The sequence below is a fragment of the [Clostridium] clostridioforme AGR2157 genome (assembly GCF_000424325.1).
GTDB classification, from domain to species: domain Bacteria; phylum Bacillota; class Clostridia; order Lachnospirales; family Lachnospiraceae; genus Enterocloster; species Enterocloster clostridioformis_A.
In genome coordinates this window covers 1-13653 of sequence record NZ_AUJR01000038.1, presented here as the reverse complement: position 1 = coordinate 13653, position 13653 = coordinate 1, and the positions used below count along the sequence as shown (strand labels likewise).

Sequence of the window (13653 nt, the reverse complement as noted above, 5' to 3'; positions counted from 1 at the left end):
AAGGAGCGTTTATTATGGCAAAAGTAAAAAATTTCAAAACGATTTTCCCCGCTGTTTCTGTTCCTCTGAACGATGATTTCAGCATCAATGAAGCAGAATTCCGTACATATCTCCGTTGGATCAAGAGTTTCTATGGTAAGGGAATCGAAGGCCTGGTCTGCAATGGACATACGGGCGAGATTACCGGTCTGTCTCGTGCAGAACGTAAACGTGTCGTGGAAATTTGCTCAGAAGAGTGTGGCGATTGCATGACCATTATCTCCGGTATCAATTGTGAGAACACCACCGAATCCATCGAGATGGCAGCAGAGGCCAAGGCAGCCGGAGCAGATGGAATTCTGCTTATGCCTCCTCACATGTGGCTTCGCTTCGGAATGAATCCGGATGCTCCATTCCAGTATGTCAAGGATGTGGCAGAGGGTGCTGACATCGACATCATTATCCATCTGTATCCCGCAACTTCCAAGGCATTCTATCCAGTAGAGACTCTGATCAAGATGTGTAAGGAGATTGACCATGTAAAGTGTATCAAAATGGGTACCCGTGTTACCTCCATTTATGAGCATGACGTACGTCTCCTCCGTCAGGAGTGCCCGGACATCTCTCTTATCACCTGCCATGATGAGACGCTCTGTGTCTCCTGGTTCCCGGGAATGGATGGCGCCCTCATCGGCTTCGCCGGATGTGTGCCGGAGCTGATTTGCCCTGCTCGCGAAGTGTTTGCAAATCCTGACAAGCACACCTTAAAGGAAGCTCAGGACTGGTCTGACCGGATTTATCATATCTCCCAGGCTATATATGGTGGTGGACAGCCTTCTGGCGAGGCTCATGCCCGTCTGAAAGAAGCTCTCTATCAGCGCGGTATCTTCTCTAATGCCCTTATGCGCAAGCCTGTTCTGCCTCTGAACCAGGAGGAAAAGGATTGGGTTGCTCTGGGACTGGAACGCAGCCGGCTTCCCAAGGTTGACATGGAGCAATACAAGTAATTGCAAATTTTAATTTAACAACAAGGGGGCGTTGCCTAGCGCAGCGTTCCCTCTTTGACTAAAATTGCATTTCTCTGAGAACAAGGAGACCCTTATATGAGCGAAAGTACGAATTCCGAAGCTGTATTTGGTTCCGATATCAAGCGGCTTCCTTTTAAAGATTTAATTAAACGCATCGGTCCGGGCCTGATCGCAACAGGTATTGTTATTGGCCCCGGTGCGGTTACAACTTCAGCAATGTTGGGAGCGAACTATGGCTATGCCTTGATTTGGTTGATTTTCCCCATCATTTTTATGGGTATCACATTTATGATGGTCACGAATCGTTTGGCAATCACCACTGGGCTGCCTACTATTCACGCTATTCGCAAGTACTATGGACCTGTAGCATCAGCGGTTGTTGGTATCGCTGTCTTTATGGCATGTCTCTTTTTTACCATGGGCAATATTTCAGGTACCGGCGCGGGCATGAACCTGCTCTTTGGGATCAACTGGAAAATAGGCTCTTTGATTATGATTGTCATTGTCCTTTATTGCTACTTTGCCAAGAATGTCTATTCTAGAGTAGAAAAACTTATTACAGCTTGCATTTTGGTAATGATCCTCTCTTTTTACATTACACTGATTGGTGTCGGAGGCCCCAGTGAGGAGGAACTATCAGTTATGTTTTTGTACTGATTATGACTTTCTCTGCACTGTCCACACAAATTCCCAAGCTTCTTGCCGCATTGGGATTGTAAAGAATATCTTTCAGAGGAAACAGCACCCACCGATTAGGCAAGACTGGCGGGTGCTGCATGGCTGTTCATCCATTCGGCTAACCACTTTTGCTTCCAAGGCTACTTATGATACGGCTCCCCCGAAATAATTCTGTAACTCCTATAAACCTGCTCTAACAGCACCACCCGCATCAGCTGATGGGGAAATGTCATCTTAGAGAAGCTCAGGGCATAGTCCGCCCGCTTCATGACGTCCTCGGACAGGCCCAGCGAACCCCCTATGACAAATACAATATGGCCTACCCCATCCACTCCCAGCCTCTGAATCCTGCCGGCCAGTTCCTCGCTGGTCAGCATCTTCCCTTCAATGGCCAGGGCAATGACGTAAGCCCCATCTTTAAGATTAGAAAGGATACGCTGTCCTTCTTTTTCCTTGATCTGCCTTACAATGGCCTCGCCGGCCCCATCCGGAGTCTTCTCATCCGCCACCTGGATAATGTCCAGTTTACAGTAGCGGCTCAGGCGCTTGGCATACTCCCTGATGGCATCCTCAAAATATCGTTCCTTAATCTTTCCAACTGTAACAAGGGTGATCTTCATCTGCTAAAACTCCAGTATCATATCGTACCACACAGCCCCGCCGTGAACGGATTTGGAAATGCCCATATTCACATATCCGAAGGTTTCATAATACCCAATCAGTCTGTCCTTACAGGTAAGAATAAGTCCCCTGCGCCCCTGGCTCCTGGCCCTTTCAATCATGGCCTCCATCAGACGGGAAGCCACACCCTGGTGCCTGTATTCCTCAATCACATCCAGGCCGAATATGCTCTGGTAGGTGCCCTCCGGCTCATGAAGTGAAGTATCCTCAAACATCTCATCCCCAATGGTTCTCTCATTTGTGACAGCGCCATTGATAAACCCGATGATTCGGTTTCCATCCTCAGCCACCAGGAAGCTCTGAGGAAATACATACAGACGCTCCTTTAAACTTTTTCTGTCTGCTGCCTCCGCTGCCGGGAAACAGGCTGCCTCCACCTGTACCACTGCGTCCAAATCAGCCGCTACCGCTGTCCTTATGGTAATGCCATCCATCTTCTGTCCTCTTTTCGCATCCTTCGCTGTTCTTAAGCCTTTACCCTGAAATAGTATCCCACGCCCCACTTCGTATGTACATACCTTGGGTCGCTGGGACTGGGTTCGATTTTCTCACGGAGCCTTCTCACATGGACATCCACGGTACGAACATCCCCGCTATCCATGGCCTTATTTCCCCATACATAGGTCAGAAGTGCTTCCCTGCTGTATACCTTGTTGGGGTTGCGAACCAGCAGCTCCAGAAGGTCAAATTCCTTGGCCGTGAGATTGATTTCCCGCTCGCCGATAAACACCCTGCGGCTCTCTGTATCCATCTTAAGGTCCCCTGCGCCAATCACGCCGGACTGCGGCTCTTCCCGCTTCTGTCGTTTGCTCTTCCCGCTTCTTCGTATGATGGCCTTGATTCTGGCCTTGACCTCCAGTATGTTGAAGGGCTTGCTGATATAATCATCGGCGCCATACTCCAGCCCCAGAATCTTATCCATATCGCCGCCCTTGGCCGTCAGCATAATGATGGGCATATCCGAAAACTCACGTATGGCCTGGCACACCTCATAGCCGTCATACTTGGGCAGCATCACGTCCAGGAGCACGATATCGTACTCTGTCTTTTTTGCCAGTTCAATGGCCTCCTCGCCGTCATATGCACAGTCCACTTCCATCCCGTCCTGTTCCAGACTGAAGCGGATTCCTTTCACAATTAATTTCTCATCGTCAACCACTAATACTCTTGCCATGTTCCATTCCCCTTATCTATCATTAAACGGCGGCCTGATAACCAAGGCCGCCTGCCGTTATTTACACTGTAATACTGTCCTTAATCTTTTCAAATGCAGCATCCTTGATACCGGATACATTCATAATATCCTCAATGGACTTAAATCCGCCAAACTCTTCGCGGTAATGGATGATGTCCTCTGCCCTGGATTCTCCGATTCCCCTAAGGGTCATCAGTTCCTCCCTGGAAGCCGTGTTAAGATTCACCCTGGCCTTAGAGCCGCCATCGCCGGTCCCTGTCCTGCCGGATGTCTGAACGCCCCCTGACACACCACCCGCGGATATGCCTGATTGGGTCAGCCCCCGGGCCTTCCATTCCTCTGCCTGCTCACGGTCCGGCACCTGTATCTTCATGCCGTCCTCTAACACCTGGGCCAGATTCAGATAATCCGGCACTGCTGCTTCCGAGAATCCTCCCGCTGCCTCAATGGCCTCATATACCCTGCTGCCTGCGGGAAGTCCATATACGCCCGGCGTACACACCAGACCGCATACATGGATATATACCAGAGGCATATCTTCCCGGGGCGGCATATCGCCTTCGGACAGCCTGCCTGTCTGGGACGGCACGTCCTCCTGTCCCGGCATACAATCTTGTCCCCGCAGATGCTCTCCATCTGCGCCCGCGGACATGGTCCCGGCCCCGCCTTCCGGTTCGTCCCGCTGCCGCGGGCTTTCAATCCCCGCACTTTCCTCAACAACAGTACCACCGTCAGGTTCCAATGCCATGACCATATTTTCCGGTCCAATATCCCGGTTCTTCACACTGCAGCTATAGCATATGCCTGCAGCCAACATACATATGACAATCACTGCCAGTTTCAATGCTTTGAAAGATGTAAGTTTCATCTTGGGCGGTATCCCTCCTTCCAGAGAGCACCGTCCCAGCCTGTACTCCTATTCTATCGGAAACCCCCTGCAATTACAAGCGTTAATTTCCAAATTTTATCTTTCAAAAATTACAATTCCGCCTATGGCAATGACTGCCCCGATTATCTTGTTCCATGCAAAGGGAGCCTTCTCCACGCCGAACAGCCCGAACAGCTCAATGATATATGCAATGATAATCTGCGAGACCACAATCAGAAGAGCCGCCTTGGCCGGTCCCAGGCTTCCCATGCTTCGGATGACCGTATAGGTGATGATGGCTCCCATGATACCGCCCACAAGCATATATTTGGGCGTAACCTGTATGATGCCGGCCACGGGCTCCCTGCCTGTAAACATCCATATGACCACGCAGGTAATGAAGGCCGTGAGCTGTACCCATCCCGCAGCCACCCAGACGCTGGTCTGCTTTGTCACTTCCGTGTTAAATACGCCCTGTATGCTCATTAAGGCGCCTGACAGCAATGCTATGATAAATCCCATGTATTATTTTCCTGCCCTTCCACTTATTTTACCGTTATCTTAGCATTCCCACAGGTTTCTATTTTATTCTGGCATTCTTTCTGCATATGATGTATAATCGTTCCGTCAGGAGGCACAGCTATGCTATCATTCATAAAAACATTACTACAGGCTGCCGCATGGCCCATCCAGGCGCCTGAACCATATTCCGCCTTTCACATCCTGCTCTGTGCTGCCGGCATACCGCTTGCCGTCTTTCTGGCCCGGCGCCTGGCACGCAAATGCCTGCACCCTCGTGGTGTGCTGTTTATCTGCGGCCTGGTTTTAGCTGTCAGTGAACTTTATAAGCAGGGCTTCCTATATTTTATCGTCAACCAGGGCCGGTATAACTGGTGGTATTTTCCCTTCCAGCTGTGCAGCATCCCCATGTACCTGTGTCTGATTCTTCCGTTATTCAGGCATCAGTCCCATCTCCGGACGGAAAAATGCATATGCACCTTCATGCAGGATTTTGCCCTTTTGGGAGGCGTCATGGCACTGGCGGAACCCAGCGGCCTCATGCATCCCTATCTGCTTTTGACGCTTCATGGATTCCTGTGGCATTTTATGCTCATCTTCATCGGCCTGTACTGCGCCATGACCGGCCTGGGAGGCAGGACCCCCGGCGACTTTGTATCCATGCTGCCCCTGTTTTTGGCCTGCGTGTGCATAGCCACGTTCATAAATGTGGCTTCTCATCCCTACGGCAACGCCGATATGTTTTATATCAGCCCCTATTATCCAAACGGACAGATTGTTTTCCACCAGATTGCCCTCACCATAGGTACTGCCGCCGGAAACCTTCTGTACCTGGCAGCCATGGTTCTGGGAGGTTTTATCTGCCATCTGTCCCTGGGGCGGCTGTTTCCCCGGCGGCAGGGCTGACTGTTCCCCGCCGCCCATTCCTGTCCATCAGACATTTAAAAAGCCTCCTTCCTCCGGTATCCAGCCAGACGGAAGGCGGCTTCTGCCATGCCCTCTTACCTTTCCTTAATACGTTCCCTTTTTCAAAAGTTTGCGCAGATAGGCAAAGGTAGCTTCCTCCCCCTGGTCCTTCAGCATATGGAGAAGCTTTTCCAAAAGCGCTCTGGTCCGGGGATGGATGGTGATGTAATTCTTTGTATACTCGTAGTATTCCAGCGGGGCCGCGCTGGTATAGGCTTTGCCCTTATACACCTCACATGCAGCTATCCGGTCGCAGACCATCTCGGCCACATACCGCAGCGGCATCTTATTGCCCACCAGGCCCTCCTCCTTATGGTTGGAAATGTCAATCCAATACTCATAATGATGCTTATTCCTGCCCTTATGGTGGAGCCAGGCCCTGGAATACCCCACGGTCTCACGCTCAGCCGCATTGGGACTGCGGTTTCCCTGATAATACCTGACCCCGGTCCAGAACTCTTCCGGGCTGTACTTGGAAAGATCATGGGTAAGCCCCTGCCAGTAAAGGCCAATCTGGAAGCAATGCTTCCTGACCAGGTTTCTGTGCCTTGTAATGGTAGAAAAATGGTTCCATATATTACAGATTTTCATTCAAATCCCTTCTTTACACATTAATACGCATAATGCATTGTATTGAAATATGCTTTAGTATATCATAAAATTCACCTCTTTGCCTGTATTTCTTCATATTTTAACCTTTGAACAACAGAATCTGAGGTTTATATAAATTGTTTATACTTAATGCCCAAAAACGTTTGACACTTTTCAACATTTATGATATCCTTAGGACAGTTGCGAAATGGCTTGCAACATATCACATTTTTTATTTTTTATATTTTTTGGAGGTATCGTAATGAAAGGTACAGTTAAGTGGTTCAACAACCAGAAGGGTTACGGATTTATTTCCGACGAGCAGGGAAACGATGTATTCGTTCACTACTCAGGTCTGAACATGGATGGCTTCAAGTCCTTAGATGAGGGCGCAGAAGTTGAGTTCGATGTAGTAAACGGAGCTAAGGGTCCTCAGGCTACAAACGTAACCAAATTATAATCAATGAACAACAGTGTACCTTTTTCAAACATATATCATCACTGATAGAGGTTGAAGTAAGTTATATCTGATTTCAAATGATTACAAGTAAGAGCCAGTCCTGCGACTGGCTCTTATTGTTATCTCTAAAAAATATTCTGCAGTATCTGCACAATATTCCTGCCCTGCTTCCCTATCTGGCCTTCTCCAGCATATCCTTCAGTTCATCCACGGAAAACGTGTAATTCTTATTGCAGAAATGGCAGTTCACCTCAATGGGCTTGCCATCCTCTATCATTTCCCGGATATCCTTTCTGCCCACGCTGATCAATGCCTTCTCCACCCGGACCTTTGTGCAGTTGCAGTAAAATACAGCGGGAAGCCTTCCGCCGATTTCCAGGCCGAATTCGCCCAGCACATACTCCAGTATCATCTCCGGCGTGTTTCCCACATCCAGCAGGGTGGTGATGGACGATATCTCCTTCAGCTTGTTCTCCAGTCTGCCGATGATATCCTCGGAAGCCCCCGGCATCAGCTGAATGATGAAACCGCCGGACTGGCGCACCGTGTTGTCCTTATTCATCAGGACCCCCAGCGCCACGGAGGACGGCGTCTGCTCAGAGGTGGCGTAATAATACGTCAGGTCCTCCGCAATCTCTCCAGTCACCAAAATGGTCTGCCCCACATACGGCTCCTTAAGCCCGATGTCCTTGATAACGCTTAAGACGCCCACGCCCAGCGCTCCGCCCACGTCCAATTTTCCCTTTTCATTGGGAGGAAGCATCACCATGGGATTAAATGCATATCCCTTCACATTGCCCCTGGAATCCGCTGTCACGGTCAGGCCGCCGATGGGTCCGTCCCCCTGTATCTTAAGGGTGAGAAGGTCATTTTCCTCCTTCATGTCACAGCCCATCATCACACCGGCCGTCAGCAGCCTGCCCAGGGCAGCCGTTGCCACAGGGCTGGTGTTATGGGATATTCTGGCCTGTTCCACCAGGTCTCTGGTGGTGGCGGCAAAGGCCCTGATCTGCCCTTGTGCCGCAGTTGCTCTGATTACATAATCTGCCATACGATTTACTCCTCGTCTCTCATTGTCTTTCCATGTTCCCTCATGATTATATAGATGCGTTCGCTGTCCTCCCGCACCGGATTGCGGGTGCATGCGTCGTAAGCGGCAACAAACTCCATGCCGGCCTCCTCTGCTGCCCTTTTCACCTCATCCAGGCTGTAGGCCCTCTGGAAATGTGTCTCCTCATACTTGCGGTACAGCTCGCCCTCACGGATAAACAGGGTAAGGTCATACTCGTTTATTCCGGAACTTTCATCGTAGAGATTGTCCCAGATAAAGCTGCTCTCCTCCCTGGCCTCCGCAAAGGTATTATCTGCCAGCAATTCCCGATATTTATACTCCGTGTTCAGGTCAAATATAAATACCCCCTTTGGGTCCAGATAATTATTGACCAGCCGGAACACCTGCACCAGATCCTGGTACTCCAAAATATAGTTCACGGAATCGCATATGCTGACAACCGCCCGCACCGTGCCGTAAAGCTCAAACTCCCGCATGTCCTGAAGGAGATAAAGAATGTCCTGTCCCGAGGCCGCCCGTTTATCCATTGCCATCTGAAGCATTTCCCCGGAATTATCAATTCCAATCATATCATACCCGGCCTCTGCAAGGAGCCCGGTAAGGCTTCCCGTGCCGCAGCCCAGGTCCAGCACCAGACCGTTCTCCACCCCCTGCTCCCGGAGCAGTCCGGTTACATAGGAACACCACTCCTCATAAGGCACATTGTCCTGGAAAATGTCGTAGACCTCCGCAAAACTGCTGTAAGCTTCCATGTCCTCATCCTTCCCAATGGCACTGCGTCTCATTCCCGCAGCCATCACTGAATCATCAAACTACAAAAGCGCCTGTCCGGAACAATTCCGGGCAGGCGGGTAAAATCATGGGCTTTATGCGTTCTTTCCGCAGCACTTCTTATATTTCTTGCCGCTTCCGCATGGACAGGGATCATTTGGGAAAATCTTCTTGCCCTTGCGTACTGTACCGGAAGCTTTCTGGGACTTGTACAGTTCCTTGCGCTTATCCGGTGTAAGAATCTCATCCCACTGGGGAAGCTCATACAGCCAGTTAGCCTTTGCCTCTACCATATTGTAGTACAGCTTCTCCGGGTCAATCTCAATCTTAACCTCGGTGTCCTCTTCCATGGTATCAATGGGGTTCTCATAGCCCTTCAGGCTCTCATTGATTCCATCCAGGAAACCGGTCATGATGAGGATTTCCGTATTGTACTTCTCTGCCAGGTCCTTTACAGTGCCTGTGATAACCTCTGTTGGGTTAGAGAGAATCTGCTCATAGATTCCCTTCTCAATCTGAAAATATCCAGCCCACAATTCTTCTTTCTTTTTATCATCCAGGCCGTCGCCGTAAGCCAGATTTCTCCATGTCTCTAACAGTGCCATAGTAAAACCATCCTTTTTGTATTATTTATGTTCCAGGGGCTTCCTGTCCCGGGCGCCATGCCTCATCTTGTCTGCCGGACCGCTCCGCTGCCTGTCCATGGCCGCCCATAACCTTTAGTATATAACAAAACATAAGATTTTTCAAACATATTTTATTTTATACAGCCAAATACACCTGAATCTTAAACCATTTCCCTTATATCCCAATTCCGCTGTTTTTGTTTCCCCTGCGGATAAAGGGTATTTTTTCTGCTTTTCTGCAAATAATATACCTGAATCAATTCAAAAGGAGGTTTTACCATGAAAGTAAATGGAAAAAACGAGAGCATCAAATGTACCATCAAGAATTGTGCTTACAATGCACAGTCTGAGGATTACTGTACCCTTGACACCATCAAGGTCGGGACTCATGAAATGAACCCAACCAAGAAGGAATGTACAGACTGCGAGTCTTTTGTAAATAAGGCTCAGTAATTCCATTCCCAGGGACTGTGCTCAGACAGGACATACCGCTGTCTGTCACAGTCCCTTTTTTCTTCCATTTATCAGATAATAATACATTACCCGCAATCTTTTCCACAACATTGTGGATAACCAGGTAAACTCGAAGAATCATCCACAAGTCTTTGAAAAAAGTCAAAAAGAAAAGCATCCGCAGTGATATGATATTATCAATCACAGTGGATGCTAAATATGTTAACATGGTTTTCTCTTTGTATTTGGTCCCATTCCTTCCCGCCTGGAATTATGGGTCTGGTTCTGGTTTTCCGGCTTCACCTTTTCTGTAATGCTGTTAAACATTTCATTTGACTTCTTTCTGGCCTGCTTTTCTTCTTCATATCTGTCCATATCCATCTCCCATCCGCCGCCTGTTTACACGGCTCTGTTTTCTCTGACAACAGTATGTCCTGAAAAGAAGAAAAATATGTAAAAAGTTTCAAACTTAACTTGTATTTTTTTCCAGCCGTGCTATAATCAAATCAATGGGGACATAGCTCAGCTGGGAGAGCGCTGCGTTCGCAACGCAGAGACCGCGGGTTCGAATCCCGTTGTCTCCATTATTTTCAAACCCACGTAATTGCGAGAAACAACGTAATAGCGTGGGTTTTTGATTGTGATTTACCATGTCGCACTCCTCCGCAATCCGCAGCGCACCCATGGCATCCAGTATATTCTAAAACCTGGTATATTCCAATTTCCTACCATGCCTCAGGCGGATCCGTCACCTGACTTTTACCATACTCGAATATCACCTTATAAAAATCCTTCCCCTGGTCCAGATTATATTTACTGTAATAGAGCCACACAGTCAATCTGTCAGGTGTTCCATTCATCTCATTATGCCGGGAAACAATGTCCTGAACCTTATGGTCAATCTTCCACGGTTTATATACGATAACATACAGGTCCGTTTCCCTGAAATCCGAACCACCATAGGAGAATACTGTATAGACGCTGTAATCAGGCAGCCGAATATAATAGGCCGCCAGAACCAATAATACTATCATCAGGCCTACTGCGGCTAAATATTTCCATATTTTTTTCATTTCTCCCCCTCCATTACCTATAGAACGGAGAAGTGTATAATAATTCCCTTTGTTCGGTCAGTATGCTTTTTTGATATATTATTGTTTATGGTACATTTTATGGTTCATTGCAAGAACTGCTTGCCATCTTCCCTGTCTATATGGTATAATTAGTCTCGTTGGAGACATAGCTCAGCTGGGAGAGCATCTGCTTGACGTGTAGAGGGTCGCAGGTTCGAGTCCTGTTGTCTCCACTGGATATTTGTGCTGGAACCTTTGATTTTACAGGGGTTTTGGCACATTTTTATGACGGCATAAACTTCCCCCTCTAATCAAGACACCATTGAATATTCGTAGCTATTTTCATACATAAATTCTGGCGCGCAATCAATCTCGCCATCCTGCCAAGTCACAACACCATGTTCAACTTCTGCACATTTGAATACATCCGTATTTTTTAGCGGTTCAAATACTGGTCCATCTAATATAGATGCATCAAATAACCTTTGCTCACCCGTAGAAAATGTGATTATCATCATCATATCAAGGTTCTATTTTACTAAACGGAATTTGTCTTACTGAATTATTCCAGGCCGCATATAATTCATCTTCATGTATTGCCATCCATCCAGATACCACACAACAGCTATGGATATAGATTATCTGTGGGAGAACAGTTCCAATAAAGAAGGTGACGGGATTCAGCCGTTAGCCTCATGGGACTAATTGCCGTTTCCAGATTATTAAAGGTGTGTTTCATTAAAAACATTCCTTTTCCGGTTTTTACCAAATGTTCGCTGTCCAGCAATTCTATGACCTTCGTTCCAATCATTTATATCCGATAAACAGATTTAGCCATTCTTATTTGTCTTTAGTCCCAAATATGCTGACTAAAATATCTCTCTTTCAATATCTGTAATCTCCGCTTCCGTACTCTCTTCAATAAAATATCGTATCTCTTCCATAACACTATCAGCTTGGGCGCTATGCGGTACGATAGCAGCCACACCAATGACAATCGTCTGGTGTATATCCTGCTCTCCCACCTCTGCCACAGCCACATTAAATTTGTTCCGCATTTTAGATAGTAAGCTTTTAACAACCATACGTTTTTCTTTTAATGAATGAACCCAGGGCGCGTGGAGCTTGATTTTTAATGATAATATTAGCATTGTATTTACCTCGATAATAGTATTTTTAGAACCGAATAAAGAACCGCCCTCCGGTAAGAAAACAGTTCACCATACATCTGATACATCACTTTTCAATTTCTCATCCCATCATAGCAACACATTCCTCTTTAAACTTCATCTCCAGTCCAGCCAGCATTATACCGTCTATACATTAATAAAAACCATGCTGCCGAATTTGAGAAGATACATGGAAAGAAATTTCTTGCGTCGTGATTATATATCCCCTTTATACCTTAAAGCCAAATATTATTACCATCCCACTTTATTTCTACAGCGTCACTTCCATCCACTGCCCATGCGATTAGCTCTGACACAAATGCCGGAGTGACAGCAGCTTGATTCAAACCAGGCGACAGATATCGCTTCCAGCATCCATCCGTAATTTTTCCCTGGAATACATGCCCCTTGCTGACTGCATAGGAAGCAGGATTCTTCGTCCTGACGGCCATAACTGTTAAACCTCTCTATAATTGACAGCATAAATCTTATTAATCATCTTCCAACAGTGCCATATGATTGTTCTGCAGCTTATCATAACAGATAAGATTGCATGTAGCCACCCAGGCTTCCACTGTCTGCCCATCTGGTATCATATACTCAAATTTTACCCAATAGGTATTAAACATTTTGTCCCAGCCCTTGGCATGACTGCGGGCGTTTATTTCTTCCTCTGATGTTTTCCATGGTCATAGATTCGCTCAATATTGGATGTTAGCCCTGCTATATTCAAATTATCTATAACTGGTGATATTTGAGATGCAATGCCAAACATTTTATTATAATCAAGCTGGTCATATGGAAATGTACGGATGCATTTAGCAAGAGCATTCCACTCCCCTATACACGCTGGAGTTATTGATTTGCAGACACTGTCTGTGATATCCTTTACATAAGAATTAGCTGCAAGCACAGGTTTTATTTGAGAATAAACTCCCCTCTCTGCCACTTATCCACAATTATAATACCACTATATATAGATAAACACAATATTAATCATGATTATCTTGTGTTTCTAGTGGATATTGTGGATAAGCATGTTGATAACCCGTGGATTGAATGTGGATGCAAACTGTTTCCTTTTTTACGATTCTTCCATCCATATTTAATTTATCTGCTGCATTTTATTTATCACCACAAAATATTGCCTCATGATTTATAATGTAGCATGATTAGGATATATTATCTAGTACAACTCGATTTAAATAAGCTTACAATTTAAGCATTGGTAGTAATCTGATTTCTTGGCTTACGTGTCCGTGCTTTGGGCGCACGTTTCCCTTGGTTTTCAGGACTTGCTGCTTTCGCATTTACAACTTCATAGACGATTGTGCCCACATCCTCTTCCGAAAGATCAATCGTGTCCAAGCGGTATTTCCATTTGTAGGGGACGGGAACCTCATTGATTTCTTCAAAGTATTTCAAAATCCGTTCCTTTAGTTCCTCTTTCGAGCCTACACGAATCCCGGACAACATCTGGCGGGTCATTTTGCTGAAAAAGCCTTCCACCATATTCAGCCAGGA

At 46.8% G+C, this 13653-nt stretch carries 20 protein-coding genes, 2 tRNA genes and 1 pseudogene; 7 read left to right on the top strand and 16 right to left on the bottom strand.

Annotation, left to right across the window (positions count from 1 at the left end):
• Nucleotides 1-14 precede the first annotated feature (14 nt).
• Nucleotides 15-986, top strand: a complete 972-nt coding sequence (locus tag G614_RS0116100) for a dihydrodipicolinate synthase family protein (protein ID WP_027642773.1) — start codon at nt 15-17, stop codon at nt 984-986.
• A gap of 96 nt (nt 987-1082) precedes the next feature.
• A complete protein-coding gene (locus G614_RS27695) occupies nt 1083-1664 on the top strand; it encodes an Nramp family divalent metal transporter (protein WP_080664525.1) in 582 nt (193 codons plus the stop codon).
• Nucleotides 1665-1825: 161 nt separating this feature from the next.
• On the opposite strand, the gene rlmH is transcribed toward G614_RS27695, so the two are convergent.
• From rlmH to G614_RS0116070, 5 genes are all read right to left on the bottom strand, one after another.
• The gene (gene rlmH, locus G614_RS0116090; protein ID WP_027642772.1) at nt 1826-2305 is read right to left on the bottom strand and encodes a 23S rRNA (pseudouridine(1915)-N(3))-methyltransferase RlmH; all 480 of its coding nucleotides are present in this window, start codon (nt 2303-2305) and stop codon (nt 1826-1828) included.
• A gap of 3 nt (nt 2306-2308) precedes the next feature.
• Entirely contained in the window at nt 2309-2800 is a 492-nt protein-coding gene (locus G614_RS0116085) for a GNAT family N-acetyltransferase (protein ID WP_027642771.1), read from the bottom strand.
• Nucleotides 2801-2832: 32 nt separating this feature from the next.
• Nucleotides 2833-3540: a response regulator transcription factor gene (locus G614_RS0116080; protein WP_002584753.1), complete on the bottom strand. Its 708-nt coding sequence runs from the start codon at nt 3538-3540 to the stop codon at nt 2833-2835.
• A 61-nt stretch (nt 3541-3601) separates the two neighbouring features.
• Nucleotides 3602-4429: a helix-hairpin-helix domain-containing protein gene (locus G614_RS0116075; RefSeq protein WP_027642770.1), complete on the bottom strand. Its 828-nt coding sequence runs from the start codon at nt 4427-4429 to the stop codon at nt 3602-3604.
• Nucleotides 4430-4525: 96 nt separating this feature from the next.
• On the bottom strand, nt 4526-4951 hold the full coding sequence (locus G614_RS0116070) for a DMT family transporter (protein ID WP_027642769.1): 426 nt from the start codon (nt 4949-4951) through the stop codon (nt 4526-4528).
• A gap of 120 nt (nt 4952-5071) precedes the next feature.
• Between G614_RS0116070 and G614_RS0116065 the strand changes: the two genes are divergently transcribed.
• Nucleotides 5072-5854 (top strand): YwaF family protein, encoded by a 783-nt coding sequence (locus G614_RS0116065; protein ID WP_027642768.1) that lies wholly within the window; start codon nt 5072-5074, stop codon nt 5852-5854.
• A gap of 105 nt (nt 5855-5959) precedes the next feature.
• On the opposite strand, the gene G614_RS0116060 is transcribed toward G614_RS0116065, so the two are convergent.
• Nucleotides 5960-6505, bottom strand: coding sequence for a DUF5662 family protein (locus G614_RS0116060; protein WP_002569704.1), 546 nt, complete (start codon nt 6503-6505; stop codon nt 5960-5962).
• Nucleotides 6506-6767: 262 nt separating this feature from the next.
• Between G614_RS0116060 and G614_RS0116055 the strand changes: the two genes are divergently transcribed.
• The gene (locus tag G614_RS0116055) at nt 6768-6965 is read left to right on the top strand and encodes a cold shock domain-containing protein (protein WP_002569705.1); all 198 of its coding nucleotides are present in this window, start codon (nt 6768-6770) and stop codon (nt 6963-6965) included.
• Nucleotides 6966-7137: 172 nt separating this feature from the next.
• Here G614_RS0116055 and hslO read toward each other — a convergent pair whose 3' ends face one another.
• From hslO to G614_RS0116040, 3 genes are all read right to left on the bottom strand, one after another.
• Nucleotides 7138-8016, bottom strand: a complete 879-nt coding sequence (gene hslO / locus G614_RS0116050; RefSeq protein WP_027642767.1) for an Hsp33 family molecular chaperone HslO — start codon at nt 8014-8016, stop codon at nt 7138-7140.
• Nucleotides 8017-8021: 5 nt separating this feature from the next.
• Nucleotides 8022-8789 (bottom strand): class I SAM-dependent DNA methyltransferase, encoded by a 768-nt coding sequence (locus G614_RS0116045; RefSeq protein WP_027642766.1) that lies wholly within the window; start codon nt 8787-8789, stop codon nt 8022-8024.
• Between the two features lie 114 nt (nt 8790-8903).
• Nucleotides 8904-9413, bottom strand: a complete 510-nt coding sequence (locus G614_RS0116040; protein ID WP_002569708.1) for an SEC-C metal-binding domain-containing protein — start codon at nt 9411-9413, stop codon at nt 8904-8906.
• A 300-nt stretch (nt 9414-9713) separates the two neighbouring features.
• On the opposite strand from G614_RS0116040, the gene G614_RS30145 reads away from it, so the two are divergent.
• A complete protein-coding gene (locus G614_RS30145; RefSeq protein WP_080664524.1) occupies nt 9714-9887 on the top strand; it encodes a DUF1540 domain-containing protein in 174 nt (57 codons plus the stop codon).
• A 222-nt stretch (nt 9888-10109) separates the two neighbouring features.
• Here G614_RS30145 and G614_RS31970 read toward each other — a convergent pair whose 3' ends face one another.
• Nucleotides 10110-10262, bottom strand: coding sequence for a hypothetical protein (locus G614_RS31970; protein ID WP_002584761.1), 153 nt, complete (start codon nt 10260-10262; stop codon nt 10110-10112).
• 136 nt (nt 10263-10398) lie between these two features.
• On the opposite strand from G614_RS31970, the gene G614_RS0116025 reads away from it, so the two are divergent.
• Nucleotides 10399-10471: transfer RNA gene (locus G614_RS0116025), tRNA-Ala, on the top strand.
• Nucleotides 10472-10612: 141 nt separating this feature from the next.
• Here the strand turns inward: G614_RS0116025 and G614_RS0116020 are convergent.
• On the bottom strand, nt 10613-10960 hold the full coding sequence (locus G614_RS0116020; RefSeq protein WP_027642765.1) for a hypothetical protein: 348 nt from the start codon (nt 10958-10960) through the stop codon (nt 10613-10615).
• A 160-nt stretch (nt 10961-11120) separates the two neighbouring features.
• On the opposite strand from G614_RS0116020, the gene G614_RS0116015 reads away from it, so the two are divergent.
• Nucleotides 11121-11193: transfer RNA gene (locus tag G614_RS0116015), tRNA-Val, on the top strand.
• Between the two features lie 78 nt (nt 11194-11271).
• Here the strand turns inward: G614_RS0116015 and G614_RS30140 are convergent.
• The 5 genes and pseudogenes from G614_RS30140 to G614_RS34490 all read right to left on the bottom strand — a co-directional run.
• Nucleotides 11272-11481, bottom strand: a complete 210-nt coding sequence (locus G614_RS30140) for a DUF2442 domain-containing protein (protein WP_080664523.1) — start codon at nt 11479-11481, stop codon at nt 11272-11274.
• A 348-nt stretch (nt 11482-11829) separates the two neighbouring features.
• Nucleotides 11830-12111, bottom strand: a complete 282-nt coding sequence (locus tag G614_RS0116010) for a DUF503 domain-containing protein (RefSeq protein ID WP_027642764.1) — start codon at nt 12109-12111, stop codon at nt 11830-11832.
• A gap of 254 nt (nt 12112-12365) precedes the next feature.
• Complete coding sequence (locus tag G614_RS27690) at nt 12366-12581, bottom strand: hypothetical protein (RefSeq protein WP_049948068.1); 216 nt, start codon at nt 12579-12581, stop codon at nt 12366-12368.
• A gap of 209 nt (nt 12582-12790) precedes the next feature.
• Nucleotides 12791-13078, bottom strand: a complete 288-nt coding sequence (locus G614_RS31350) for a hypothetical protein (RefSeq protein ID WP_155245063.1) — start codon at nt 13076-13078, stop codon at nt 12791-12793.
• Nucleotides 13079-13347: 269 nt separating this feature from the next.
• Nucleotides 13348-13653: pseudogene (locus G614_RS34490) on the bottom strand (IS630 family transposase); the annotation flags it as partial.